This is a genomic window from Streptomyces sp. NPDC002773 (genome assembly GCF_040295605.1).
GTDB lineage: Bacteria > Actinomycetota > Actinomycetes > Streptomycetales > Streptomycetaceae > Streptomyces.
Genome location: NZ_JBEOVO010000021.1, coordinates 1 through 26660 on the forward strand (window position 1 = coordinate 1; position 26660 = coordinate 26660).

Here is a 26660-nt window from a genome sequence, read left to right on the forward strand (position 1 = left end):
GGAGGCCTGTCCGCGCTCCTCGGGGCGGGCGCGATCGCCCTCACCAAGAAGCAGCTCCTGAAACTGATCACCGACGCCATGCAGGAGGCCGTCGGCCACGTCGTCGCGGTGATGACCGAGCCGGTCGTGGCCGCGCTGGAGAACATGGCGGCGGACCTCGTCGTCCAGGTCAGCATGGACGCCCTGGGCGTCCAGAACGGCGTGAACCTCGACCAGACCAAGCAGGCCGGCAAGGAGGGCCTGAACCTCGCCTCGGCAGGAGGCGGCGGAGGCGGCGGGGGCGGCAAGGGCAAGGGCTTCCACATCGAGCACGACGAGCACGACCAGGCCGGCACCAGGCTGAACGGTGTGAGCGCCGGCATCCACGGCAAGACCGCCGGAAAGCTGACCAAGGCCAAGGGTCACCAGGGACGCAACAAGGGCCGGGACGACATCGCCGACGCCCTGGACCCGGTCATCGAGAAGGCCATGGGCGCCCTCGTGAAGTCCGCCAAGACCATGGGCGACCACATCGGCGAGACCCTCCCCAAGGCCGTCAAACAGATCTCCAAGGACCACAAGAACAACGACGACGACACGGCCGCCCGCCTCGCCCGCCAGCGCAAGGGCGACCACGACAGCGACGGCGGCAGCGGGAACGGCGGCAACACCGGCCAGGGGCGCGGCAAGGGCGGGAACGGGAGCCGGACCCCCGACTCGACCCGGGAGGTCCTCGGCGATCCGCGGGGCAAGGGCGTCAGCCTCGACAAGCGCCGCTGCAAGACCGACCCCGTGGACATCGCCAGCGGCGAGATGCTGCTCCCGCAGACCGACCTGGCGCTTCCCGGCACCCTGCCCCTCGTCCTGCGGCGCACCCACGTCTCGGGGTACCACTACGGACGGTGCTTCGGAGCGGGCTGGGCGTCCACGCTCGACGAGCGGCTCGAGATCTCCCTCGACGCCGCGGGAACGGCGGCCTGGGCCCGCGAGGACGGCTCCCTCCTCCTCTACCCCCGGCTCCCCGACGGCGACGAGACCCTGCTGCCGAGCACCGCGAACCGGACGGCCACCCTGAGCCTGCGTGCCCGGGATGGCCTCGGGGAAGTCGTCTACGCGGTGGAGGAGCCGCACACCGGCCAGACACGGCTGTTCGAAGGGAACCCGTACCACGGCGACCGCTTCTACTGGCTGAGCCGCATCGAGGACCGCAACGGCAACAGCATCGGAATCCAGCGGGACGCCGAGGGGATACCCGTCACCGTCGTGCACAGCGGTGGCTACCAGGTCGACGTCACCTCCGACGAGCGAGGGCGCGTGACCGGGCTCGCCCTGCGGACCGCCGAAGGCCCGAAGAAAACCAGCGAGTTCGCCTACGACTCCGAGGACCGGCTCACCGCCGTCTCCGACGCCCGAGGCAGCGACGGCGAGGCCGCCGAACTGCGTTTCACCTACGACGACGCGGGCCGGGTCACCTCGTGGACCGATCGCCTGGGCTCGACGTACCGCTACGTCTACGATCCGGACGGCCGCGTCGTGGAGACCGTGGGCCCCGACGGCTTCCTCTCCTCCCGCTTCTCCTACGACGCCGCCGAGCGCGTCACCCGTTTCACCGACGCCACCGGAGCGGTCACGACCACCCGTTTCAACGAACTCGGGCAGGTCGTCGCGGAGACCGACCCGCTCGGCCACACCGTGTACCGGCAGTGGGACGCGTACGACAACCTGCTCTCGCGGACCGACCAGCTGGGCCGCACCGCGGCGTTCACCTGGGACGAGCGCAACAACCTGACCTCCGTCGTCCGCCCCGACGGGACCCGGACGCTGACCTCGTACAACGCACTCGACCTGCCCGTCACCGTCACCGGCCCCGACGGCAGCGTCTGGCGGCAGGAGTACGACGCGCGGGGCAACCGCACCGCCGTCATCGCCCCCGACGGCACCACCACACGCTCCACCTACGACGACCGCGGCGCTCTCACCTCGCGCACGGACCCCTCGGGTGCCACGCACCACATGACCCACAACGCGGCGGGCCTCACCCTCAGCCACACCGATCCGCTGGGCCACACCTACCGCCTCACGCGTGACGCCTTCGGCCGGCCCGTCCGCGGCACCGACCCGCTGGGCGCGGAACACACCACGGAGTGGAACACCGAAGGCTGGGCCACCCGCGCCACGCGCCCGGACGGCGGCACGGAGACCTGGACGTGGGACGCCGAGGGCAACAGGACCTCCCACACGGACCCCACGGGTGCGACCACCCGGTTCGAGTACACGCACTTCGGGAAGCTGGCCGCCCGGACGGGCGCGGACGGCGCCCGCTACGAGTTCCGCTACGACAAGGAACTCAGGCTGACCTCCGTGACCGGCCCCCAGGGACTGACCTGGACCTACACCTACGACGCGGCCGGCCGGCTGGTCGCCGAGACCGACTTCGACGGCCGCACCGTCCACTACGAGCTCGACGCCGCCGGACGCGCGACCGCGCGTACGACCGCGCTCGGGGAGCGCATCACCACCGCCTACGACCTGATGGACCGGGTCGTGGAGAAGGACTGCGGCGGTGAGATCACCCGGTACGGCTACGACCCGGCCGGCCGACCGGTCTCGCTGACGTCCCCGACGTCGAGTGTCGTCCTCGAACGGGACGCGGTGGGACTGCTCCTCGCCGAGACCGTCGACGGCCGCACCACCAGGTACGCGTACGACCCGGCCGGAGCCCTGGTGTCCAGGACCACGCCGAGCGGAGCGCGGTCCCGGTACACGCACGACGCGGCGGGGCGCCGGACCCGGCTCACATCCGACGGGTACGACATGCTCGTCACCCGCGACGAGCGGGGCCGCGAGGTGGCCCGCGCGCTGGGCGACGACCCGTCCTCCGTCACGCTGGCGTCGGCCTGGGACCGCATGGGCCGGCTCTCCTCCCGCACCGTGACCGCGGGGGAGCGCGTCGTCCGCTCCCGCGGCTACGGCTACCGCGCCGACGGTCACCTCGAACGGATCACCGACCGGCTCGCCGACACCGACGTCACGTTCCACCTCGACCCGGTCGGACGGCCGCTACGGGTCACGGCCGAGGACTGGAACGAGACGTACGCGTACGACGCCGTCGGCAACCAGGCCCAGGCCGACTGGCCGGACCGCGCACTCAGGGACGACGCCCGGGGCGAGCGCGCCTACGAAGGGAACCGCCTGCTCCGCGCCGGCCGGTTCCGCTACGAGTACGACACGGCGGGCCGCATGGTGCTGCGGCAGCGGACCCGTCTCTCCCGCAAGCCCGACACCTGGCACTACACGTGGGACGCGGAGAACCGGCTCACCGCCTGCCGGACCCCCGACGGCGTCACCTGGTGCTACACGTACGACCCGCTCGGCCGGCGCACCGCCAAGCACCGCATGGCGCCCGACGGGAGGAGCGTCGCGCAGTCGGTGTACTTCACCTGGGACGGCACCCGGCTGGCCGAACAGACGGACACCGCCACCGCCACCACGGTCACCTGGGAGTACGACGCCCACGACCACCGCCCCCTCAGCCAGCTCGAACGACGCCCGGCCGGCGCCGGACAGGACGCCTACGACACCCGCTTCTTCGCCATCGTCACCGACCTGGTCGGCGCCCCCACCGAGCTGGTCGACGAAGCCGGCGAAGTGGCGTGGCAGTCCCGCAGGACCACCTGGGGCAGCACCCGGTGGAACCGCACCGCGACGGCCCACACCCCGCTGCGCCTCCCCGGCCAGTACGAGGACCCCGAGACGGGCCTGCACTACAACTACCTGCGTCACTACGACCCGGAGACGGCCCGGTACGCGAGCCCCGACCCCCTGGGCCTGGCCCCCGCGGCGAACCCCGTCGCCTACGTGACCAACCCCTGGACCCTCACCGACCCCCTGGGCCTCATCGCCAAGGGGTGTACCGAGGACGGCGGCTGGTACGGGGGCATGACCCCGGCCAACCTCAAGGACGAGAACGGCGACCCGAAGTACCCGGTCAAGATGGAGATCAACCACATCCCGGCCAAGGCCTCCTACGCGCACCTCGACGAGGAGGGCTTCATCAACGACGCCGGGATGGGCCCGGCGATCCGCATGGAGAAGGCCGACCACCGGGACATGTCCTCGACCGGCTCGTGGGCCCACTCCGTCCAGTGGCGCGCCGACCAGCGCGCCCACATCGACGCCGGACGCTGGGACCTGGCCATGAAGATGGACATCGATGAGGTCCGCGCCAAGTACGGCGACAAGTACGACCAGCACATCGCGGACATGGTCCAAAGCCTCAAGGACAACAGGAAGTTCCAGGCGATGCTGGAGAGCCGGGGCTGGACGATCGACTACGACATACTGAAATGACCGCAACCCACCAGAAAGGCCCCCTCATGCAGTTCGTCCTCGACCCGCCCCGCGGCGTGGCCCCCGTCCAGCTGGGAATGACGCTCGACGAGACGGTCGCCGCGGTCTCGGCCTGGGGCGCGCCCCGGGTGTACCCGGCCGACGCGGTGCGCGACTTCGACCTGGTCTCCGCCGAGTACGACGGCATCGGCTTCCAGGCGGCCCTCGAACGCGACCACCGGGTCACCGCCGTCACCGTCTGGGGCCCCGACGAGGACGAGGACCCCGACGTCCAGGTCCTCCTCGACGGCCTCGACGTCTTCCGTACCCCCGCCGACGAGGTCCTCGCCCACGCCGCCCGGAAGGGCTGGCAGGTCAACACCGACGACCCGCGAGCGCCCTACATCCCCGGTGTCACCCTGGCCTTCACGCGGGACACCTCCCAGGAGGTCCCGAGGGACGAGAGCGGCCTGCCGGTCCACTTCACCTCGGTGCTCGTGGCCGACGCGAAGTACCGGGAGAAGTGACGAAGGCCGGGCCGCCCGCGGGGCGCTGATCAGCGGTCGAGCTCGTCGGGCTGGGCGGGCCCTTCAAGGCCGGAGCAGAACCCGCCCGACTCGGGGATCGCGGCCGCCCGTGAGCTCCATGGCCCGCTCGAACTCGTCGATGCCCAGCTCGTGCGCGAGGAGTTCGAGCGGTGCCAGCCGGCCCGCGGAGAAGACGCTCACGGCGTAGGACCAGGCTCCGGAGGAGGCTCCGAAGGCGGTTCCGATCGAGAACTGCCGTGCGACGAAGTGCACAGGTTGGTCTCGCCGTCGCGGCAGGGCCCACAGGTCCCACAGTTCCGCAGGCCTTCGCCCACGACCGGACTGACCGGATAGCGGACGCCCCTGGCACGGGTGCCGGACCGAGTGGAACACATGGGACGACTCCCGATGTTCGGCATATCGGACGTTGTTCGAAATGATGGCGTGACGATACGAAGCCCGCTGTGGAGGTGTCAACGATCGTCGCTCCGCAGGGATTTCGGCGGCCCGTTGCGACCCTTCGCATGGTCCCTAGCGAGTGTTAACGCTCACAATATTTGGGTCGATCCCCCATGTCAGGGTCGCCGCATCGGGTCCACGGGTGGCGGACTGGCGTCTCAATCCAGCGGATGGTGTGCCCATCAAGAACGGGTAACGGCCGTACAAGCCCTTGAGTTACGGCTCTGTTAGCGCTCACAATGTGTCGCATTCGCCAGCGCCGCTCGTCGAGGCCGACGCTTCGCTCTGCCTCCGCCCGGCTCAACCACCGCTGCACAGCCACGCCTTCACCGGGCCCATCTCCTTCTGGGCTCCGCCTGGTCCGACGCACGTCCCGAGAGGAACCACGACATGGCCCACAGAGCCCTCCGTGTCATCGCCGCCGCCGCCCTGGCCGGCAGCGTGCTGACCGCCTGCACCACCGAGCCCGCGACCACCGGCACCGCCGGCGGCACCGGCAAGGGCTCCTCCGACGGCAAGCTGGTGCTCGGGTTCGCCCAGGTGGGAGCCGAGAGCGGCTGGCGCACGGCCAACACCAAGTCCGTGCGCGAGGCGGCCGAGAAGGCCGGCATCACGCTGAAGTTCTCCGACGCGCAGCAGAAGCAGGAGAACCAGATCAAGGCGATCCGCACCTTCATCCAGCAGAAGGTGGACGTCATCGCCTTCTCGCCGGTGGTGGAGTCCGGCTGGGACACCGTCCTCAAGGAGGCCAAGAACGCCGGTATCCCGGTGATCCTCACCGACCGCGCGGTCGACTCGCAGGACACCTCCCTCTACCGGACCTTCCTCGGCTCCGACTTCGTCAAGGAGGGACAGGAGGCCGGCAAGTGGCTGGTCAAGGAGTACGAGGGCACCTCCGCGCCGGTCAACCTCGTCGAGCTCCAGGGCACCACGGGTTCCGCACCCGCCAACGACCGCAAGGCGGGCTTCGCCGATGCCATCAAGGGCGACCCCAAGTTCAAGGTCGTCGCCTCCCAGACCGGGGACTTCACCCGAGCCAAGGGCAAGGAGGTCATGCAGGCCTTCCTCAAGTCCCACAAGGACATCGACGTCCTGTACGCCCACAACGACGACATGGCGCTCGGCGCCATCCAGGCCATCGAGGAGGCGGGGAAGAAGCCGGGCGCCGACATCAAAGTGATCTCCGTCGACGGCATCAAGGACGCCTTCGTCGCCATGAAGGAGAAGAAGATCAACGTGGTGGTCGAGTGCAACCCGCTCCTCGGCGACCAGCTCATGGAGCTCGCCAAGAAGGTCGCGGCGGGGGAGAGCGTCCCGCGGCGGGTCGAGGTCAAGGAGGGCGTCTTCACCCAGGACCAGGCCGAGGCCGCCCTGCCCGGCCGGCAGTACTGACCCACCGCCCGCACAGACCGGGGGCGGCCCTCGCGCCGCCCCCGATCCCTCAGGAGAGGAGGGCGGATGGCAGCCCCACCCACCCCACCCGCACCCACCCGCACCGGCCGGCCGGTCCTGGAAGCCCATGGCATCCGCAAGGCCTTCCCCGGCGTCCTCGCACTCGACGGCGTGGACCTGCGCCTCTTCCCGGGCGAGGTCCACGCGCTCATGGGCGAGAACGGCGCCGGCAAGTCGACCCTCATCAAGGTACTCACCGGGGTCCACCCGCCCGACGCGGGAACGGTCTCCGTCGACGGAACCCCCCAGCGGTTCGCCGAACCCCTGGGAGCCCAGCACGCCGGAATCAGCACGGTCTACCAGGAGGTGAACCTGTGCCCCAACCTCTCCGTCGCCGAGAACATCCTCATCGGACGTGAACCCCGGCGCCTGGGCCTCGTCCACTGGTCGGCCCTCCACCGGCGCGCGGCACAGCTCATCACCGAGCTGGAACTCGACCTCGACGTCCGACGGCCGCTGAGCGCGCACTCCCTCGCCGTCCAGCAACTCGTCGCGATCGTCCGCGCCGTGGACATCCAGGCGAAGGTGCTGGTCCTCGACGAGCCCACCTCCAGTCTCGACCGGGACGAAGTCGCCCAGCTGTTCGCACTGGTCCGCCGACTCCGCGACCGGGGCGTCGCGATCCTCTTCGTCACTCACTTCCTCGACCAGGTCTTCGACCTGTGCGACCGGGTGACCGTCCTGCGCAACGGCCGCCTCGAAGGGGAGTACCGGATCGACGAGCTGACACCCGTCAGCCTCGTGCACCACATGGTCGGCAGCGAACCGCGCACCCCGGACGAACCGGCCGAGACGTCCCCCACCGGCACCGCCGTCGTCCCCGACTCCACGGACGCCCCTTTCCTGAGCGCCCGCGGACTCGGCCGGGCCGGTTCCATCCAGCCGTACGACCTGGACATCCACCGCGGCGAGGTCATCGGCCTGGCCGGACTCCTCGGATCCGGACGTACCGAAGCGGCCCGGCTGCTCTTCGGCGCCGACCACGCCGACGCGGGCGAGCTGCGGATCGACGGCGAGCGCGCCGTCCTGCGCTCGCCGCGCGCCGCGATCGCCCGCAAGATCGCCTTCTGCTCGGAGAACCGCAAGGCGGAGGGCCTGATCGGCGAACTCACGGTCCGCGAGAACATCGTGCTGGCGCTGCAAGCCGCACGCGGCTGGACCAAACCCCTCTCCCGCACCCGCCAGGACGAGATCGCCGCCCGGTGGACCGAGGTCCTCGACATCCGTCCGGCCAACCCCGAGGCCCAGGTCCGCAATCTCAGCGGAGGCAACCAGCAGAAGGTGCTGCTCGCCCGATGGCTGCTCACCGACCCCGAACTGCTGATCCTGGACGAACCCACCCGGGGCATCGACATCGGCGCCAGGACGGAGATCGGGAAGCTCGTCACCCGCCTGGCCGCGGAGGGCACCGCGGTCCTCTTCATCTCCGCCGAACTCGAGGAAGTGCTGCGGCTGAGCCACCGGGTCGGCGTGCTGCGCGACCACCGGCTCGTCGCCACCCTCCCCAACGACACGACCCTGACGCCCGACCGGATCCTGGGCGCCATCGCCACCGGAGCCACCTCATGACACCACCTGACGACACCGGCGCCGGGGGTCGTCCGGCCCGGGCGCCCGGCACCCGGCGGCTCACCGAGCACCGCCTGTTCTGGCCTGCCGCCGCGCTGGCCACCCTGTTGCTGGGGAACGTCGCACTCACCCACGACTTCTTCGCCGTACGCGTCCAGAACGGGCACCTGTACGGCAGCCTGATCGACATCCTCCAGTTCGGCGCCCCCCTGATCCTGGTGTCGCTCGGCATGACGCTGGTCATCGCGACCCGCGGCATCGACCTGTCGGTCGGTTCGACGGTCGCCATCGCCGGCGCCCTCGCGTGCGAACACATCGCCACCGCGAAGGATCCCGGGAGCCTGCCCACCGTCCTCTCGGCGATCGCGACGGCGCTCGGCGTGGCCGCCGCCATCGGACTCCTGAACGGTCTCCTCGTCGCCCGGCTCGGGGTCCAGCCCATCGTCGCCACGCTGGTCCTCATGGTCGCCGGCCGGGGCGTGGCCCAGCTGATCACCGACGGCCAGATCATCAGCGTGTCCAGCGGCGCCTACAAGATGATCGGCGGCGGCTACTGGCTCACGCTCCCCTTCGCCGTCCTGCTCGCCGCGGCCCTCGTCGCGGTGACCTCCCTCGTCACCCGGCGGACCGCGCTCGGCATGCTCATCGAATCGGTGGGCGGCAACCCGGTCGCGAGCCGCCTCGTCGGCATCCGGGCGGCCGGGCTCCTGGTCATGGTCTACGTGGTGAGCGCCGTGTGCGCCGCGGTGGCCGGCCTGATGATCAGCTCCAACGTGTCCAGTGCCGATGGCAACAACGCGGGCCTGTGGATCGAGCTGGACGCGATCCTCGCCGTGGTCATCGGCGGCACCGCCCTCACCGGCGGCCGTTTCTCCCTCGGCGGGACGGTCCTGGGCGCGCTCATCATCCAGACCCTCTCGACCACGATCTACACCCTCGGCGTACCGCCGGAGACCACCCTCGTCTTCAAGGCCCTGGTCGTCATCGTCGTATGTCTCGCCCAGTCGCCCGCGTTCCGCGCACGACTCCCGCACCGTCGCCGACCGGCAGGCCCGGACCCGGCCCCCGCGGCCGGCGACGCGGGAGTCCGCCGGCAGGAGGTCCACCCGTGAGTGCCACCCTCAGCTCCCTCACCGGACCGCTCCAGCGGTTCTCGGTACGGCATGCCACCCGCTTGCCGCTCATGGTGACGGCCACCCTGCTGGTCGCGATGTTCTCGATCGGCTCGCTGCAGTACGAAGGCTTCTTCTCCGCGCAGGTCCTGCTCAACGTCCTGATCGACAACAGCTTCCTGCTCGTCGTGGCGATCGGCATGACGTTCGTCATCCTCACCGGGGGCATCGACCTGTCCGTCGGCGCCATGGTGGCCCTGTCGACCATGCTGACGGCCTGGCTCGTCGAACAGAACGGCGTGCCGCTCGCCCTGGCGGCGCCCCTGGTCCTGCTGGTGGGAGCGGGAGGCGGCGCCCTCATGGGGTGGGTCATCCACGCCTTCGAGATCCAGCCCTTCATCGTCACCCTCGCGGGCATGTTCCTCGCCCGCGGCCTCTGTTACATGATCAGCACGAAGTCCCTCTCCATCACCGACCCGACGACCACGACGATCGCCCAGACGCGCGTGCTCCTGCCGGGGGGACTGTTCGTCTCACCCGCCGTGGTCATCGCCCTGGTGGTCCTGGCGCTCGCCTTCGGCGTCCTGCACCACACCCGCTTCGGCCGCACCGTCTACGCCCTGGGCGGCAACGAGTCCTCGGCCCGTCTCATGGGCCTGCCCGTGGGACGCACCAAGGTCGCGGTGTACGCCGTGAGCGGTCTGTGCTCCGCCCTCGGCGGTCTGCTGCTGACCTTCTACATGCTGTCCGGCTACGCCTTGCACGCCGTCGGCATGGAACTCGACGCCATCGCGGCCGCCGTCATCGGGGGGACCCTGCTGACCGGGGGCTCCGGCTTCGTCCTGGGCACGGCGCTGGGCGTGACGGTCCTCGGTCTGATCCAGACCGTCATCAGCTTCCAGGGCACGCTCAGCTCGTGGTGGACGCGCATCGTCATCGGCGGGCTGCTGTTCGTCTTCATCCTCCTCCAACGGCTCTTCGGCGGACCCCGAGCGGACCACTGAGCACCAGCTACTCACCACTGATCGCCGACCACCACGACCACGGCCGGGAAAGCGGGGCCCTTCAGCCCCCTTTCCCGGCCGCGCCGCACTCCTGACGAGGAACTCCCATGACCGTGACTCCGACCTCCCGTCCCCCCTTCACCGGCGGCCCACCGGTCTGCCTGCCCGCCACGGACTCCGGACAGCGATGGGTCTTCGGCTTCCCCGGCGGACTCACGGCGGAGGTGCACACCCGCGGGGCCCGCCTCCACGCGCTGTGGGTGCCCGACCGCCACGGCACCCCGGCCGACGTCGTCCTGGCTCCGCGCGACCCGGCCCGGACGGCCGATACCGCCCGGTACTTCGGCTCCACCGTCGGCCGCTACGCCAACCGCATCGCACACGGCCGGTTCTCCCTGGAAGGCACGCCGTACCAGCTGGCCACACAGGAGACCGGCCACTGCCTGCACGGCGGACCCGACGGCTTCGACACCCGGCTCTGGGAAGCCGAAAGCGTGCACACCCCGGAGCGGACGGGCGTGCTCCTGCACCTGCGCAGCCCCGACGGCGACCAGGGATTCCCGGGAAACCTCGACGTCACCGCCAGCCTTCTCATCGGCCGCGACGGCGAACTCTCCTTCTCGTACGCCGCCGTCACCGACGCCCCCACTCCGGTCAACCTGACCAACCACGCCTACTTCAATCTCGAAGGCGAGGGCGCCGGCGACGTCCTCGACCACGAACTGGCCGTCGGCGCCGACCACTACACGCCGGTCGACGAGGAGCTCATCCCCTCCGGGGACCACCGCCCCGTGTACGGCACCGCGTTCGACCTCCGCCGGCCGCTCAGGATCGGCGAGGCGCAGGCCCGTCCCGGCGCCGGCGGCGGGTACGACCACAACTTCGTCCTGAGCCCGCACGACGACGGGACACTGCGCCGGGCCGCCGTCCTCCACGCCCCGGCCACCGGCCGCCGCATGGAGGTGCTGACCACGGAGCCGGGACTCCAGGTCTACACAGCGGGCCAGTTCGACGGATCGGTCCTCGGCAAGAGCGGTACGCCCTACCGGTCGGGCGCCGGCGTCGCGCTGGAGACCCAGCACTTCCCCGACTCCCCGAACCGCCCCGGTGACCCGTCCACGGTGCTGCGACCCGGCGGCGAATACCGGTCGAGGACCGTCCTGCGGTTCGGTACGCGCCCCTGACCCCGTACGGACATGCCGAAACGGCCGTGCCCGCCGGTGGAGAACCGGCGGGCACGGCCATGTACGGAGCGGGCTCAGGCACCCGCCCTGCGCTTGTTCCACACGTCGAAGCCGACCGCCGCGAGCAGCACGAGGCCCTTGATGACCTGCTGCCAGTCGGTGCCCACCCCGACGAGGTTCATGCCGTTGTTGAGCACGCCGAGGACCAGGCCGCCGATGATGGCTCCCAGGACGGTCCCGACGCCGCCGCTCATCGAGGCCCCGCCGATGAACGCGGCGGCGATGGCCTCCAGTTCGAAGTTGACGCCGGCCTTCGGCGAGGCCGCGTTGAAGCGTGCCGCGAAGACGAGCCCGGCGAGCGCCGCGAGCATTCCCATGTTGAGGAAGACCGCGAAGGTCACCTTCCTGTCCTTGACCCCGGACAGCTTCGCGGCGGGCAGGTTCCCCCCGATCGCGTACACGTGGCGGCCGATGACCGCGTTGCGCATCAGGTAGCCGAAGCCGACCAGAAGCACCGCCAGGATCAGCAGGACCACGGGGGCGCCCTTGTAGCTGGCGAGCAACAGGGTGGTGACCAGGACCGCGGCCACCAGAGCCGTCACCTTGAGCGCGAACAGGCCCGTGGGGAGCGCCTCAAGGGTGAACTCCCGCTGCCGGCGCCGGTCCCGTACCTCCTGGAAGACCACGTACGCGATCAGCCCCAGGCCGAGGAGCAGGGTCAGGTTGTGGTAGTTGGTCCGGGGGCCCACCTCCGGCAGGAAGCCGTTGGCGACCTTCTGCAGTCCGTCCGGGAAGGGGCCGAGCGTCTGCCCCTTGAGGAAGATCTCCGTGAGGCCGCGGAAGAGCAGCATGCCCGCGAGGGTCACGATGAACGACGGTATGCCGACGTACGCGATGAAGAATCCCTGGAGCGCCCCGGCGGCCGCTCCGAGCAGAAGGGTGAGGAGCACCGCGACGGGCCAGGAGACGTGGTGCTCGACCATGAGCACCGCGCCGATCCCGCCGACCAGTGCCATCAGGGAGCCCACCGACAGATCGATGTGCCCGGAGATGATGACGATCATCATCCCGATCGCCAGGATGAGGATGTAGCTGTTCTGCAGCACCAGGTTGGAGACGTTGCGTGGCAGCAGGAGGTCGCCACCCGTCCAGATCTGGAACAGGAGGACGATCAGGCCGAGCGCGAAGAGCATTCCGTACTGGCGCATGTTCCGCCGGACGCCGTCCACGAGCAGGCGGGTGAGGGGCGTCCCGCCGGGCGGGGCGCCGCGGCCGGCGGGGGCCGGAGTGGCCGGTTCCGTGCTGACGTCGGTGCTCATTCCTGATGTCCTTCGCTGGAGTCGGCGTGCGCGGTTGCCGCCGGTGGTGCGGGGGAGTCCTGCGTCATGTGCCGCATCAGCACTTCCTGGGTGGCCTCCGCGCGGGCGACCTCGCCGGTCAGCCGCCCGGCGGCCATGGTGTAGACGCGGTCGCACATGCCGAGCAGTTCGGGCAGCTCGGAGGAGATGAGGAGGATCGCCTTGCCCTCGGCGGCGAGCCGGTCGATGACGGTGTAGATCTCGTACTTGGCTCCCACGTCGACTCCGCGCGTGGGCTCGTCGAGGATGAGGACGTCCGGACCGGCGAGGATCCACTTGCTGAGGACGACCTTCTGCTGGTTGCCGCCGGAGAGGCGGCCGACCGGTTCGAGGACGGTCGGCGTCTTGATGTTCATGGTCCGCCGGAACCGTTCGGCGACCCTGCGCTCCTCGTGCCCGTCGACGACGCCCCGGCGGGCGAGGGCGCCCAGGGACGCGAGCGAGATGTTCCGGCTCACGGAGTCCCCGAGGTCGAGACCGTAGTGCTTGCGGTCCTCGGTGGCGTACGCGATGCCGTGGGCGACCGCCTCCGGAACCGTACGTGTCCGTACCTCGCGGCCGTCCCTGAACACGGCGCCCCGCTCGTAGCGGCCGTAGGAACGGCCGAAGACGCTCATGGCGAGCTCGGTCCGGCCGGCGCCCATGAGCCCCGCGACGCCGACGATCTCCCCGCGGCGGACCTGCAGCGAGACCCCGTCGACGACCTTGCGGCCGCGGTCGAGCGGGTGACGCACGGTCCAGTCCCGGATCTCCAGGACGGGGGCGGCCCCGGGCGGGCCCTCGTAGGGCGTGCGGTCGGGGAAGCGGCTGTCGAGGTCCCGCCCCACCATGCCGCGGATGATGCGCTCCTCGGTGGTGGCCGGGTCCCTGACGTCCAGGGTCTCGATGGACCGCCCGTCGCGCAGGATGGTGACGGAGTCGGCGATCCGGGCGATCTCGTTCAGCTTGTGCGAGATGATGATCGACGTGATGCCCTGGCTCTTCAGCTCCCGCATCAGCCGCAGCAGCTTCGCGCTGTCCTCGTCATTGAGCGCCGCGGTGGGCTCGTCGAGGATCAGCAGGCGGACGTCCTTCGCCAGTGCCTTGGCGATCTCCACGAGCTGCTGCTTGCCGACACCGATGTCCGCGACCCGGGTCTCGGGGTGCTCGTCGAGCCCGACGCGCCGGAGCAGTTCGGAGGCGCGGCGCAGCGCCTCGCGCCAGTCGACGATCCCGCGCCTGCCCGGCTCGTTGCCGAGGAAGATGTTCTCGGCGATCGACAGGTAGGGGACGAGGGCGAGTTCCTGGTGGATTATGACGATGCCGCGCCGCTCGCTGGCCCTGATGTCCTTGAACAGGCACGGCTCGCCCTCGAAGAGGATCTCGCCCTCGTAGGTGCCGTGCGGGTGGACGCCGGAGAGGACCTTCATGAGCGTCGACTTGCCGGCACCGTTCTCCCCGCACAGGGCGTGCACCTCGCCGCGCTCGACGGACAGAGTCACGTCGGACAGTGCTCTGACTCCGGGGAAGGTCTTGCCGATGGACCGCATTTCCAGGACGGGGCCGGGGATCACCGCAGTTCCTTGGCGTCGATGTAGCCGGAGTCGACCAGGACCTTCCGGTAGTTCGACTTGTCGACGCTGACCGGGTCGAGCAGGAAGGCGGGGACCACCTTCTTGCCGTTGTCGTACGTGGAGTCGTCGTTGATCTCGGGCTTCTTGCCGGCGAGGACGGCGGTCACCATGTCGGCGGCGGTCTGCGCGAGTGCGCGGGTGTCCTTGTAGACGGTCTGGGTCTGCTGGCCCGCGATGATCGACTTCACGGAGGCGACCTCCGCGTCCTGGCCGGTGACGACCGGCAGGGGCTTCGTGGCGCTGCCGTAGTCGTCGGACTTCAGGGCGGACAGGATCCCGATGGAGATGCCGTCGTACGGGGAGAGCACGGCGTCGACCCGGGCCGTGGAGTACGAGGAGGTCAGCAGGTCGTCCATCCGCTTCTGCGCCGTCCCTCCGTCCCAGCGCAGGGTGGTGACCTGGTTGAGCTGGGTCTGCCGGGAGCGCACGACGAGCTGCTTCTTGTCGAGGTAGGGCTTCAGCACCTTCATGGCGCCGTTGAAGAAGTACTTGGTGTTGTTGTCGTCGTTCGACCCGGCGAACAGCTCGACGTTGAAGGGGCCCTTCTTCGAGCCGGTCTTCAGCCCCAGCTTCTCGACGATGTACGTGGCCTGGAGCTCGCCGACCTTCTCGTTGTCGAAGGAGGCGTAGTAGTCGATGTGCGGGGAGCCCAGGATGAGCCGGTCGTAGGAGATGACCGGGATGTGGGCGTCCGCCGCCTCCTGGAGGACGTTGGACAGGGCCTCGCCGTTGATGGCGGCCACGACCAGGGCGTCGACGCCCTGGGTGATCATGTTCTCGATCTGGGCGACCTGCTGGTCGGGGTCGTCCTCGCCGTACTGCAGGGTCGTGGAGAAGCCGGCCTTCTTCAGGCTTTCGGTCATGTTCCGGCCGTCGGCGATCCACCTCTCGGAGGACTTGGTGGGCATGGCGATGCCGATGGTGAGGTCCTTCTTGTCCTTCGACTCCTGGCTGCCCCCCTCGCTGTTCTGCCCACACGCGGTCAGGAGCAGGGCGCAGCCGGTGGTCACGGCCAGGAGGGCGGATGCGGATCGGAACTTCTTCATGGGCGTTACCTGGCAATCCCGTCGTCGAGGGCGGCTCCGGCCGGGGGGACGGGCTTGACGGCAGCGCGTGTCCTCGCACCACCGGGACGGCACCGTTCCGGCTGGGTGGCCAGGGCGTCGGCACCCCGGTCGAGGTAGATTGTTAGCGCTCACAACAGCGTGATACAAGAGGCGCTAAGGTTTTTCTCGTATCGAGTACGCAGCCGCAAGCAGGGAGAAGGGAGGCGAACGTGGCGCAACCCGCGGAAGACGTCCGCCCGCCGACGATGGCCGACGTCGCACGCGAGGCGGGGGTCTCCCACCAGACCGTCTCCCGGGTGCTGAGCGCACACCCCAACGTGCGCGCGGCCACCCGGGAACAGGTCGCCGCGGCCATCGAGCGGCTCGGCTACCGCCGCAACTCCGCCGCACGCGCCCTGGTGACGCGCCGGACGAGGACGCTGGGCGTCATCGCCGTCAACACCGCCCTGTACGGCCCCGCCAGCACCCTCACCGGCCTGGAGGAGGCGGCCCGGGAGGAGGGCTACCTCGTCTCGACCGTCAACCTGCGCTCGGGCGGGGGCCAGGGGCTCAAGGACGCCATCGACCACCTCGCGGCCTGGGGTGTGGAGGGTGTCGTCGCCATCACCCCGCAGCGCTCGCACGTGCAGGCGCTCGCCGAGCTGGACGCGCCCTTCCCCGTGGTCACCGTGGAGGGAGGGCATCAGCTCGACCTGCCCGGCGTCTCCCTCGACCAGGAGCTCGGCGCCCGCATGGTCACGGAGCACCTGCTCGCCGCCGGACACAGCACCGTCTGGCACGTGGCGGGACCCGAGGACTGGCTGGAGAGCGAGGCCCGTACCGCGGGCTGGCGCGCCGTCCTGGAGGAGAACGACATCAAGCCTCCCCGCGTACTGACGGGGGACTGGAGCCCGCTGTCCGGGTACCGGGCGGGACAGGAGCTCGCGGGACTCGTCCTGGCCCGCCGCGGGGCGACACCGGTCACGGCCGTCTTCGTCGCCAACGACCAGATGGCGCTGGGCGTCCTGCGGGCGCTGCGCGAGGGCGGGATCCGCACCCCCGCGCAGGTGGCCGTCGCCGGCTTCGACGACATCCCGGAGGCCGAGTACTTCCCGCCGCCCCTGACGACGGTCCGCCAGGACTTCGCCGCCATCGGGCGCCGGAGCATCGGGCTTCTGGTGGACCACATCGAGGGCCGCGCCCGGAAGGCCGAGCACCTCCTGGTGGAACCGCAGCTCATCATGCGGGCGAGCTCGCGCCCGTCGCACGAGAGCTGACGGGGCGGGCGGCTCCCGCCGCCGCCACCGCGACCTCGTGACCACCGCCAGCGCGACCTCGTGACCGCCGCCACCGCGACCTCGCGGCGGCCGTCTCGGGTGCAAGTGAGCGCTCACTTCTGAGGCCTCATTTCCCGTCGAATGTGGGACGGAAAGGCGACCACCCCTTGTCCAACGTAATTGTGAGCGTTAACAATCAGGATGCTTCTCCGACCCCGCCCATGACGAGAGAGACCGCATCGTGACCACACATGCCCCTGCCGACCCCGCAGCCCGTCACCACCCCGAGGCATGCACCATCGGAGTCGACTTCGGCACCCTCTCCGGGCGCGCCGTCGTGGTCCGGGTCCGGGACGGCGCCGAACTCGGGTCGTCGGTCCTCGAGTACCGCCACGCGGTCATCGAGGAGCGACTCCCCTCCACCGGCGCCCCACTGCCGCCCGACTGGGCCCTCCAGCACCCCGAGGACTGGCGCGACGTCCTCCGTACCGCCGTACCCGCGGCGCTCGCCGACGCGGGGGTCGACCCGGCCCGCGTCATCGGCATCGCCACCGACTTCACCGCCTGTACGGTCCTGCCGACCACCCCGGACGGCACCCCGCTCGCCCTGGCGCCCGAGTGGGCCGACCGCCCGCACGCCTGGCCCAAGCTGTGGAAGCACCACGCGGCCCAGGAGCAGGCCGACCGCATCAACGCCCTCGCCCACGCCCACGGTGAGAAGTGGATCGCACGGTACGGCGGCAAGATCTCCTCCGAGTGGCAGTACGCCAAGGCCCTCCAGGTCCTCGAAGAGGACCCGGCCGTCTACGCCGCCTGCGCCCGCTGGATCGAGGCGGCCGACTGGATCGTCTGGCAGCTGACCGGCACCGAGTCCCGCAACACCTGCACCGCCGGCTACAAGGGCATCCACCAGGACGGCGCCTACCCCTCACCGGCCTTCCTCGCACGGCTCCACCCGGACTTCGCCGACTTCCCCGCCACGCGCCTGGAGCACCCGCTGTCCCCCCTGGGCTCCCGCGCCGGCGGACTGAGCGGCAGGGCCGCTCGGTGGACCGGCCTCCCCGAGGGCATCGCCGTCGCCGTCGGCAACGTCGACGCCCACGTGGCCGCGCCCGCGGCGGGCGCCGTCGAGAACGGCCGCATGCTCGCCATCATGGGCACCTCCACCTGCCACGTCCTCAACGCGGCGACCCTCGCCGAAGTCCCCGGCATCTGCGGGGTCGTCGACGGGGGCATCGTCGAGGGCGCCTACGGTTACGAGGCCGGCCAGAGCGCGGTCGGCGACATCTTCGCCTGGTGGCTCCGCCAGGGCGTCCCGGACCACTACCGCGCCGAGGCGGAGGCATCGGGCGAGGACATCCACCGGCTCCTGAGCCGCATGGCCGCCGACCAGCCGGTCGGCGCGCACGGCCTCATCGCCCTGGACTGGATGAACGGCAACCGTTCCCCCCTGGTCGACCACCACCTCTCCGGAGTCATCGCGGGCCTCACCCTCGACACCCGCCCCGAGGACGTCTACCGGGCCCTGCTCGAATCCACCGCGTACGGCACCCGGTTGATCGTCGAGACCTTCGAGGACGGCGGCATCCCCGTCGAGGAGTTCATCGTCACCGGAGGCCTGAAGAAGAACGCGCTGCTCATGCAGATCTACGCCGACGTGCTCCGCCGCCCCGTCTCCCTCGGCACCTCCGAACAGGGGCCGGCGCTCGGCTCGGCCATCCACGCCGCCGTCGCCGCGGGCGCCTACGTGGACGTCCGCTCCGCCGCCTCCGCCATGGGAAGCGTCCAGCGCCACGCGTACCTGCCCGACCCTTCGCGAGCGGACGTCTACGACGCGCTCTTCGGCGAGTACCGCACCCTCCACGAGCACTTCGGCACCGGCCCGGACCTCCTGCTGCACCGCCTGCGACGGATCCGCAACACCGCACGCGCCACCACCACCGATTGACCGGGCCTCCGCCGCCCCTCCGCCTCCATGGGCCCGACCCCTCCGACCCCGCACCTCCGAGGAGCACACCCGACATGACGCTCGCCCAGCCCGACCGCGAGATCTGGTTCCTCACCGGCAGCCAGGCCCTCTACGGCGACGACACCCTCGCCCAGGTCGCCGAGCAGTCCCGCGCCATCCGCGACACCCTCGCCGACCAGCCCCAGATGACCGTCCGCCTCGTGTGGAAGCCGGTCCTCACCGACGCGGCCGCCATCCGGGCGATCTGCCTGGAGGCCAACGCCGACGACCGCTGCATCGGCCTGATCGCCTGGATGCACACCTTCTCCCCGGCCAAGATGTGGATCGCCGGCCTCGACGCCCTGAGCAAGCCCCTGCTGCACCTGCACACCCAGTCCAACAGCCGGCTGCCCTGGTCCACCATCGACATGGACTTCATGAACCTGAACCAGGCCGCCCACGGCGACCGCGAGTTCGGCTTCGTACAGACCCGTCTCGGTGTCCCGCGCAAGACCGTGGCCGGCCATGTCTCCCACCCCGAGGTCGTCGACCGCATCGCCGGATGGGCCCGCGCCGCCGTCGGCCGCGCCGAACTCACCACCCTCAGACTCGCCCGGTTCGGCGACAACATGCGCGACGTCGCCGTCACCGAAGGCGACAAGGTCGAGGCACAACTGCGGTTCGGGGTCTCGGTCAACACCTACGGCGTCAACGACCTCGTCGCCGCCGTCGACGCCACCCCCGACGACACCGTCACCGCCCTCGTCAAGGAGTACGAGGACCTCTACGCCCTCGCGCCCGAGCTGCGGCCCGGCGGCGAGCGCCACGACTCCCTGCGCTACGCCGCCCGCATCGAAGCCGGCCTGCGCACCTTCCTCACGGAAGGCGGGTTCCGCGCCTTCACCACCAACTTCGAGGACCTCGGCGGCCTGCGCCAGCTGCCCGGCCTCGCCGTGCAGCGCCTGATGGCGGACGGCTACGGCTTCGGCGGCGAAGGGGACTGGAAGACCTCCACCCTGCTGCGCACGCTCAAGGCGATGGGCCACGGGCTGCCCGGCGGCACCTCCTTCATGGAGGACTACACCTACGACCTGACGCCCGGCCAGGAGCTCATCCTCGGCGCCCACATGCTGGAGGTCTGCCCCTCCCTCACGACGGCCACCCCCACCTGCGAGATCCACCCGCTGGGCATCGGCGGACGCGAGGACCCGGTCCGCCTCGTCTTCGACGCGGACCCCGGGGCGGCCGTCGTCGTCGGTCTCGCCGACATGGGCGACCGGTTCCGCCTCGTCGCCAACCACATCGACGTCGTCGCCCCGCCCGAGCCGCTTCCCCGGCTCCCCGTCGCCCGCGCCGTCTGGCGGCCCCGCCCCGACCTCCGTACCTCCACCGAGGCCTGGCTGACGGCCGGAGCACCGCACCACACGGTCCTGACCACCGCCCTCGGCGGGGAGGAGCTCGACGACCTCGCCGAGATGCTGCGGACCGAACTCGCCGTCATCGACGAGGACACCACCGTCCGGCGCTTCACCCGCGAGCTGCGCTGGAACCAGGCGTACCACCGTCTGGCCCAGAGCCTGTGAACACCCCCGCCGCCACCCCCACCAGGACGGAGTCCCCCGTGAGCACGACCGTTTCCGAGGAACTGCGCCGGGAGGTACTGGAGGCCAACCTCCGCATCCCCCGAGCCGGGCTCGCCACCCTCACCTGGGGCAACGTGAGCGGGGTGGACCGAGAGGCCGGCGTCTTCGTCATCAAGCCGTCCGGTGTGGACTACGACGTCCTGAGGGAGGAGGACCTCGTCGTCGTCTCCCTGGCCGACGGGAGCGTCGTCGACGGCCACCTGCGCCCGTCCACCGACACGGAGACGCACCGCAGTCTCTACCTGGCCTTCCCGTCCATCGGAGGGGTGACCCACACGCACTCCACCCACGCCGTGGCCTTCGCCCAGGCCCGGCGCCCGATACCGGTCCTCGGCACGACGCACGCGGACACCTTCAACGGCCCCGTCCCCGTCACCGCGGCCCTCACCCCCGAGCAGTGCGCCACGGACTACGAGTACAACACCGGCCAGGTCATCGTGGACCTGCTGGGACGCGACGACACCCGCGCCAGGGAAGTCCCCGGCGCCCTGGTCGTCCACCACGGCCCGTTCACCTGGGGCGTGGACGCCACCACCTCCCTGGAACACGCGATCATCTGCGAGGCGGTGGCCGAGATGGCGCTCCACACCATCGCCCTGGGCACGGTGGAACCCCCGCAGCACCTCCTGGACCGCCACTTCACCCGCAAGCACGGCCCGGACGCCTACTACGGCAACCCCGCCTCCGTCTGACGCGCCGAAGGGGAGCCAGGATCGTCCTGGCTCCCCTCCACGGGCGATGCGACGTCAGCTGCGGGTCCAGCGCTGGTTGGTGCCGTTCCAGCAGGTGTAGAGCTGGACGAGGGTGCCGTTGGCGGTGCCGTTGGCGGCGGCGTCGAGGCAGAGGCCGGACTGGACGCCGACGATGGATCCGTCGGAGTTCAGGCGCCACTTCTGGTTGTCGCCTCCCCAGCAGCTGTAGATCTGGACCTTGGCGCCGTTGCCGGTTCCCGCGGCGTCCAAACACTTGTCGCCGTAGACCCTCAGCTCACCGGCGGCGGTGTGGGTCCACTGCTGGTTGGTGCGGTTGTTGCAGTCCCACAGCTGGACCTGGGTGCCGTCGGCCGTGCCGGCTCCGGGCACGTCCACGCAGCGGCCCGAGGCGACTCCCTTGATCGGCCCGGCGCCGGGGGAGGGGGGCGGCGTGGGGGTGGGAGTCGGAGTGGGGGTCGTGGAGGCGGCGTTGAGCGCGTTGAGTACGGAGGCGTACGCGGGCTTCTTGCTGCCGTCGCCGTTGAACAGCAACGGCGTGTGCTCCGCGCGCCACGAGTCGGTGTCGCGCACGCCCCACACGGTGATGCCGAGGCAGCGCGGGACCGCCAGGCAGTCGTTGGTCACGTTGGCGTAGGTCGTGGGGGAGGCGCCCTGGATGTCGAGTTCGGTGACGGCCACGTCGACGCCGAGGGCGGCGAAACTCTGGAGGGTGGTGCGGAAGTTGCTGTGGTAGGGGCTGTCGTTGTTGAAGTGGGCCTGGAAGCCCACGCAGTCGATCGGCACGCCGCGCTGCTTGAAGTCCTTGACCATGGCGTACATGGCCTGGGTCTTGGCCCAGGTCCAGTTCTCCACGTTGTAGTCGTTGTAGCAGAGCTTGGCGGCCGGGTCGGCGGCGCGGGCGGTACGGAAGGCGACCTCGATCCAGTCGTTGCCGGTGCGCTGGAGGTTGGAGTCGCGGCGGGCTCCCGAACTCCCGTCCGCGAACGCCTCGTTGACGACGTCCCACTGGCCGATCTTGCCCTTGTAGTGGGCCATGACGCCGTTGATGTGGTTGTTCATCGCCGTGCGCAGCGCGCTCCCGCTGAGACTCTGCATCCAGCCGGGCTGCTGGGAGTGCCAGGCGAGGGTGTGGCCGCGTACCTGTTTGCCGTTCTGCACCGCCCAGTTGTAGACGCGGTCGGCGGCGGCGAAGTCGAACCGGCCCTGCTGGGGTTCGGTGGCGTCGATCTTCATCTCGTTCTCGGCCGTCACCGAGTCGAACTCGCGGGCTGCGATCGTCGTGTACACCGAGTCGTTGAGCCGGCCCGAGGCGATGGCGGTGCCGAAGTACCTGCCGCTCTGCTTCGCCGCGGCGCCGAGCGTGCTCTCGGCGGCGTGCGAGGCCGGTGGCGTCACCAGCACGGTGGCGGCACCGAGGGCGCCGGCGAGCAGCGCCGCGTAGACGCCGCCTGTTTTCCGGCGGACGGCGGATCGGGGAATTGCGCGTGAGCGCATGAAGGAACCTCCAGGACGGAAATCGCGGAAGGAAGTGAGGGCGGTAGAACGAATTCACGTCGGTGACGTCCTTGTCGATTGACAAAACGTGCTCGCACCATCAGGGCTACCGAAACCGGAAGACGCCGCCTCGGGAATCAGTGTGGAAACTCGACAGAAACATGTCAAGAGTTTCGAATCGCTTTCGAAGGTCCGGTCGCGTCGAAATTCTTTCGACGCGGACCCCCGTTGATCTGCGGAGATCGTCGAGCGTCGAGGTGAAGGGTCAGGAAGTCCGGCCCGGCGCGGACGCATTCGGATAGGCGAGGGCGAACTCCGTGAAGTGGGCCTCGTTGGCCGATGGGTCACCGTTGGATGTCGCGTAGAGGCCGATATGCACGCCGGTGAACAGCGGGGCGAGAAACGTCGCTTCGATGGTGGCCAGTTCCTGCCAGGCGCCCTCAGGTGCAGCGAAGACGAATGTGTGGCCGAAGCCGCGGATACGGATTCCGAGGCGGACGGGGCCCGCAGGGACGGGCGCGCCGGCCAGGACCTCGGTCCCGCGCCGGAGGCTGAGCCCTTCCGGGGTGCGCAGGAAGAGGAGGTGGGCATCGTCGTCGAGGACCCCGGCGAGGCCCGCCTCCTCGCCGGGGGCCGCTGGGGTGAAGCGCAGCTCGGTGGAGACGTCGCAGTCGGGCTGCTCCTGGGGGCGGGCCACCAGGGACGGCGTGGTGCGCTCGCCGAGGCGTTCGGGGCGGAGCCGGAGACGGAGCCCGTCGCCGGTGGTCCAGAACCGCTCGCGGGGCGTGCGCAGGGTACTCCAGTCTGCGGAGAGGCCGGCGAAGTCGTCGCGCAGAGGGCTGCCACGACCGGTGTGGGCGACGGGAGTGAAGACCGGCCGGCCGTCGTCCCAGGCGATGTGGGCGAGGAACGTCTCGCGGCCGATGGCGGAGCCTGGCCGGACGCCCAGGAGGACGGCCCGCCACTCCCCACCCGGGGTCTGGACGAGGTCGGCGTGCCCGGTGCAGGTGACCGGACCCGTGGAGGGCGCGAGCACCGGATTGCCGGGGACGCCGTGGTAGGGGCCGGTCACGCGGTCGGCGCGGGCGGCCACCACACTGTGGTCCACGTCGGTTCCGCCCTCGGCGGTGAGCAGAAGATACGAGCCGCCGATCCGGTAGAGGTGCGGAGCCTCGGGCCACCGCGCGTCCGGATGGCTCCCCGACCACAGGACGTACTCGGGCCCGGTGAGGCGGTGTTCGTCGGGCAGGTACTCGCGCATCCAGATCTCGGTGCGGCCGGCGGCCTCGTCCCGTACCCGTGCGGCGGTGAACCAGGCCCGGCCGTCACCGCCGTGCGGCCCGTCGTCGAAGAACAGGGACGGATCGAAGCCCTCGCCGTCCAGCCAGTACGGCTCCGACCACGGCCCCGCCGGATCCGTCGCCGTGACGACGAAGTGGCCGGGGCCGTCCATCAGCGTGCACACGAGATGGAAGACGCCGTCATGGTGCCGGATCGTCGGCGCGAACAGCCCCCGCGAGGGCCCGCACCCGTCGAGGTCGAGCTGCGACACCCGGTCGAGCGCGGAGCCGAGGCGCCGCCAGTTCACCAGATCGCGGCTGTGGAACACGGGAAGGCCCGGGAACCATTCGAAGCTGGATGTCACCAGGTAGTAGTCCGCCCCCACGCGGCAGACGGACGGGTCGGGCCGGAATCCCGGGAGTACGGGATCGCCGAACCATCCGGTCACGGCAGGGGGACGATCTCGACCGGCACGGACAGCACCCGGTCGGCCCCCGGATGACGTACGGGGCCGCTCAGAGTGAAGGAGCCCCGGAGCGGAAGGTCGCCGCTGGACCGTCCGACGGCCACGCCGATCTCGCCGGGCTCCACCCGTCTGCGCAGGTCGATCCCGGTGAAGGAGGTCCGGTCGGCATGGACGGAGAAGGTGATCCGGGCGGCCTCGCCCGGCTCCAGCTCGACCCTGCCGAACCCGGCGAGCCACCGCTCCGGCCGGACCACGGACGCCTCGGGATCGGAGAGGTACAGCTGCACCACCTCCGTCCCGGGAGCCTCTCCGACGTTGCGCACGGTGACCGAGACGGAGACGACCCCGTCCGTCGCGGCGCCGGGGTCCACCGAGAGGTCCGAGCAGGTGAAGTTCGTCCAGCTCAGCCCGTGTCCGAAGGGGAACAGCGGGGTCGGGTCCACCGAGCTCCAGTCGGTGCGCCCACCGAGCCGTGAGTGCAGGTAGGTGCCGGGCTGGCCGCCGGGATGGCGGGGGATGGAGACGGGCAGCCGCCCGGACGGTTCCGCGGCGCCGCTGATGATCCGGGCGAGTGCCGTCCCGCCCTCCTCGCCGGGGAAGAAGGCCTGCACGACGGCCGCCGCGCGCTCCGCCAGTGCGCCGAGCGCGTAGGGCCGTCCGGAGACGAGAACCAGGACGGTCGGCACCCCGGAGTCCAGGACGGCGGAGGCCAGCGCGGACTGGTCGCCGGGCAGGTCGAGGGTCTCGGCGTCGCACCCCTCTCCCGAGGTGCCCCGGCCGAACATGCCCGCCCGGTCCCCGAGGATCAGCACGTTCACATCCGGTTCGTCCGCGGTGACCGTGAACCCGGCGGTGGTCAGCGCCTCGCCGAGCGTCGGTACTTCCACCCCGGGGTCGCCGGGCAGGGCGACGTGGTTGGGGAAGGAGTAGCAGCCGAGGAAGGAGTGGGGGTCGTCGGCGTACGGCCCGGTGATCGCGACCCGGCACGGCCGCAGCGGCAGGATGCCGTCGTTGGCGAGCAGCACGGTGGACCGCTCGGCCAGGAGCCTGGCCAGCTCCCGGTTCTCCGGCGGGTCCAGGTCGACCGGCTCGGGCTTGACGGGCTCCCAGTCCGGGTCGAGCAGGCCGAGTTCGGCCTTCTGCAGCAGTACCCGTTCCGCGGCCCGGTCGATCAGCTCCTCCGGTACGGCTCCTGCCCGTACGAGTGCGGTCAGCGGCTCGCCGTAGCAGCGGGCCGTGGGCAGTTCGACGTCGATCCCCGCGGTGAGCGCCAGCGCGCCGGCCGCACCGCGCGAGCCGGTGACGCCGTGCCGGGTCTCCAGGAAGGAGACGGCGTAGTAGTCGGCGACGACCACACCGCCGAAACCGAGCTCGCCTCGGAGCAGTTCGGTCAGCAGCCGCTCGTCGGCGGCCACCGGGACACCGTCCACGTCGGTGTAGCTGTTCATCACCGACCGGGCGCCGCCCTCGCGCAGTGCCCGTACGAACGGCTCGACCAGCACGTCGGCGAACTCGCGCGGCCCCGAGGGGACGGGGGCCATGTTCCGGCCGCCGCGCGAGGCCGAGTACCCGGCGAAGTGCTTGAGCGTCGACACGATCCCGGCGCCTTCCAGGCCCTGCACATAGGCGGTGCCGATCGCTCCGACGAGGTAGGGATCCTCGGCGACGCACTCCTCGGTCCTGCCCCACCGGTAGTCCCTGACCACGTCGAGCACCGGAGCCAGTCCCTGGTGGATGCCGACCCGCCTCATGCCCGCGCCGATGGTGGCGGCCATCCGGCGTACGAGTTCCGGGTCGAAGGACGCACCCCAGGCGAGCGGCCCGGGGAAGACCGTCGCTCCGAACGTCATGAACCCGGTCAGGCACTCCTCGTGAGCGACGGCCGGGATCCCGAACCGGCCTGCTCCCATGACCTGCCGCTGGAGCGCGGCGAGTCGCTCCATCCCGGCTTCGGCGGTGATCGGACCGGTACCGTACACGCGGGTGAGCTGCCCGAGGCCGTGGGCGATGACGTCGTCGAAGCCGGGAGCGGACTCGCCGGAATCGTCCTCCATCGGCGCGACGGGCGCTCCCGGATTCGAGGGCAGTGCCCAGAAGCCGGCGAGCTGCCCGGCCTTCTCCTCCACCGTCATCCGTTCCAGCAGATCGGCGACGCGCTCGGGCGCGGGCAGGAGGGGGTCACGCCAGGGCTCGGTCAAGGGGTTCT

18 protein-coding genes are annotated in these 26660 nt (G+C 70.7%); 11 read left to right on the plus strand and 7 right to left on the minus strand.

Translation table 11 applies throughout. The annotated features are described in order from the left end of the window. Both ABT034_RS23585 and ABT034_RS23590 read left to right on the plus strand, forming a co-directional pair. Window positions 1-4329 (plus strand): DUF6531 domain-containing protein (locus tag ABT034_RS23585; RefSeq protein WP_351218302.1); only part of this gene is annotated, 4329 nt, incomplete at its 5' end. Then, window positions 4326-4835: a hypothetical protein gene (locus tag ABT034_RS23590; protein ID WP_351218304.1), complete on the plus strand. Its 510-nt coding sequence runs from the start codon at window positions 4326-4328 to the stop codon at window positions 4833-4835. The genes ABT034_RS23585 and ABT034_RS23590, both read left to right, overlap by 4 nt. Before the next feature lie 63 nt (window positions 4836-4898). Here the strand turns inward: ABT034_RS23590 and ABT034_RS23595 are convergent, their stop codons facing one another. Then, window positions 4899-5108: a hypothetical protein gene (locus ABT034_RS23595; protein ID WP_351218306.1), complete on the minus strand. Its 210-nt coding sequence runs from the start codon at window positions 5106-5108 to the stop codon at window positions 4899-4901. Window positions 5109-5684: 576 nt separating this feature from the next. Here ABT034_RS23595 and ABT034_RS23600 point away from each other — a divergent pair. The 5 genes from ABT034_RS23600 to ABT034_RS23620 all read left to right on the plus strand — a co-directional run bounded on the left by ABT034_RS23600 (window position 5685) and on the right by ABT034_RS23620 (window position 11615). Next, complete coding sequence (locus ABT034_RS23600) at window positions 5685-6686, plus strand: ABC transporter substrate-binding protein (protein WP_351218308.1); 1002 nt, start codon at window positions 5685-5687, stop codon at window positions 6684-6686. Between the two features lie 66 nt (window positions 6687-6752). Continuing rightward, window positions 6753-8315, plus strand: coding sequence for a sugar ABC transporter ATP-binding protein (locus tag ABT034_RS23605; protein ID WP_351218310.1), 1563 nt, complete (start codon window positions 6753-6755; stop codon window positions 8313-8315). Further along, on the plus strand, window positions 8312-9427 hold the full coding sequence (locus tag ABT034_RS23610; RefSeq protein WP_351218312.1) for an ABC transporter permease: 1116 nt from the start codon (window positions 8312-8314) through the stop codon (window positions 9425-9427). Before ABT034_RS23605 ends, ABT034_RS23610 begins: the two co-directional genes overlap by 4 nt. Next, entirely contained in the window at window positions 9424-10431 is a 1008-nt protein-coding gene (yjfF, locus tag ABT034_RS23615; RefSeq protein WP_351218314.1) for a galactofuranose ABC transporter, permease protein YjfF, read from the plus strand. Before ABT034_RS23610 ends, yjfF begins: the two co-directional genes overlap by 4 nt. A 107-nt stretch (window positions 10432-10538) precedes the next feature. Then, entirely contained in the window at window positions 10539-11615 is a 1077-nt protein-coding gene (locus tag ABT034_RS23620) for an aldose epimerase family protein (protein ID WP_351218316.1), read from the plus strand. Window positions 11616-11689: 74 nt separating this feature from the next. Here ABT034_RS23620 and mmsB read toward each other — a convergent pair whose 3' ends face one another. The 3 genes from mmsB to chvE are packed head-to-tail and all read right to left on the minus strand — an operon-like array spanning window position 11690 to window position 15632. Further along, window positions 11690-12934, minus strand: a complete 1245-nt coding sequence (mmsB, locus tag ABT034_RS23625) for a multiple monosaccharide ABC transporter permease (protein WP_351218318.1) — start codon at window positions 12932-12934, stop codon at window positions 11690-11692. Beyond that, window positions 12931-14502, minus strand: a complete 1572-nt coding sequence (gene mmsA, locus ABT034_RS23630; protein WP_351218477.1) for a multiple monosaccharide ABC transporter ATP-binding protein — start codon at window positions 14500-14502, stop codon at window positions 12931-12933. Before mmsA ends, mmsB begins: the two co-directional genes overlap by 4 nt. Window positions 14503-14522: 20 nt before the next feature. Then, window positions 14523-15632: a multiple monosaccharide ABC transporter substrate-binding protein gene (chvE, locus tag ABT034_RS23635; RefSeq protein WP_351218320.1), complete on the minus strand. Its 1110-nt coding sequence runs from the start codon at window positions 15630-15632 to the stop codon at window positions 14523-14525. A 230-nt stretch (window positions 15633-15862) separates the two neighbouring features. Between chvE and ABT034_RS23640 the strand changes: the two genes are divergently transcribed. The 4 genes from ABT034_RS23640 (at window position 15863) to araD (ending at window position 21192) form a co-directional block, all read left to right on the plus strand. Further along, window positions 15863-16909 (plus strand): LacI family DNA-binding transcriptional regulator, encoded by a 1047-nt coding sequence (locus ABT034_RS23640; RefSeq protein ID WP_351218322.1) that lies wholly within the window; start codon window positions 15863-15865, stop codon window positions 16907-16909. 241 nt (window positions 16910-17150) lie between these two features. Further along, window positions 17151-18857: a ribulokinase gene (araB, locus tag ABT034_RS23645; RefSeq protein WP_351218324.1), complete on the plus strand. Its 1707-nt coding sequence runs from the start codon at window positions 17151-17153 to the stop codon at window positions 18855-18857. Window positions 18858-18931: 74 nt separating this feature from the next. Next, window positions 18932-20440, plus strand: a complete 1509-nt coding sequence (gene araA / locus ABT034_RS23650; protein ID WP_351218326.1) for an L-arabinose isomerase — start codon at window positions 18932-18934, stop codon at window positions 20438-20440. A 38-nt stretch (window positions 20441-20478) separates the two neighbouring features. Beyond that, window positions 20479-21192, plus strand: a complete 714-nt coding sequence (gene araD, locus ABT034_RS23655; protein WP_351218328.1) for an L-ribulose-5-phosphate 4-epimerase AraD — start codon at window positions 20479-20481, stop codon at window positions 21190-21192. A gap of 54 nt (window positions 21193-21246) precedes the next feature. Here the strand turns inward: araD and ABT034_RS23660 are convergent, their stop codons facing one another. The 3 genes from ABT034_RS23660 to ABT034_RS23670 all read right to left on the minus strand — a co-directional run bounded on the left by ABT034_RS23660 (window position 21247) and on the right by ABT034_RS23670 (window position 26652). After that, a complete protein-coding gene (locus tag ABT034_RS23660) occupies window positions 21247-22707 on the minus strand; it encodes an endo-1,4-beta-xylanase (protein WP_351218330.1) in 1461 nt (486 codons plus the stop codon). 265 nt (window positions 22708-22972) lie between these two features. Next, complete coding sequence (locus tag ABT034_RS23665; protein WP_351218332.1) at window positions 22973-24436, minus strand: glycoside hydrolase family 43 protein; 1464 nt, start codon at window positions 24434-24436, stop codon at window positions 22973-22975. Next, window positions 24433-26652: a glycoside hydrolase family 3 N-terminal domain-containing protein gene (locus tag ABT034_RS23670; protein ID WP_351218334.1), complete on the minus strand. Its 2220-nt coding sequence runs from the start codon at window positions 26650-26652 to the stop codon at window positions 24433-24435. Before ABT034_RS23670 ends, ABT034_RS23665 begins: the two co-directional genes overlap by 4 nt. Between the last annotated feature and the right edge of the window lie 8 nt (window positions 26653-26660).

What these genes read in the sequence shown, in the direction of transcription:
- ABT034_RS23610 (WP_351218312.1), top strand. Translation starts at nt 8,312, where the DNA reads ATGACACCACCTGACGACACCGGCGCCGGGGGTCGTCCGGCCCGGGCG.
- ABT034_RS23620 (WP_351218316.1), top strand. Translation starts at nt 10,539, where the DNA reads ATGACCGTGACTCCGACCTCCCGTCCCCCCTTCACCGGCGGCCCACCG.
- mmsA (WP_351218477.1), bottom strand. Translation starts at nt 14,502, where the DNA reads ATGCGGTCCATCGGCAAGACCTTCCCCGGAGTCAGAGCACTGTCCGAC.
- ABT034_RS23590 (WP_351218304.1), top strand. Translation starts at nt 4,326, where the DNA reads ATGACCGCAACCCACCAGAAAGGCCCCCTCATGCAGTTCGTCCTCGAC.
- chvE (WP_351218320.1), bottom strand. Translation starts at nt 15,632, where the DNA reads ATGAAGAAGTTCCGATCCGCATCCGCCCTCCTGGCCGTGACCACCGGC.
- araA (WP_351218326.1), top strand. Translation starts at nt 18,932, where the DNA reads ATGACGCTCGCCCAGCCCGACCGCGAGATCTGGTTCCTCACCGGCAGC.
- ABT034_RS23605 (WP_351218310.1), top strand. Translation starts at nt 6,753, where the DNA reads ATGGCAGCCCCACCCACCCCACCCGCACCCACCCGCACCGGCCGGCCG.
- ABT034_RS23600 (WP_351218308.1), top strand. Translation starts at nt 5,685, where the DNA reads ATGGCCCACAGAGCCCTCCGTGTCATCGCCGCCGCCGCCCTGGCCGGC.
- mmsB (WP_351218318.1), bottom strand. Translation starts at nt 12,934, where the DNA reads ATGAGCACCGACGTCAGCACGGAACCGGCCACTCCGGCCCCCGCCGGC.
- ABT034_RS23660 (WP_351218330.1), bottom strand. Translation starts at nt 22,707, where the DNA reads ATGCGCTCACGCGCAATTCCCCGATCCGCCGTCCGCCGGAAAACAGGC.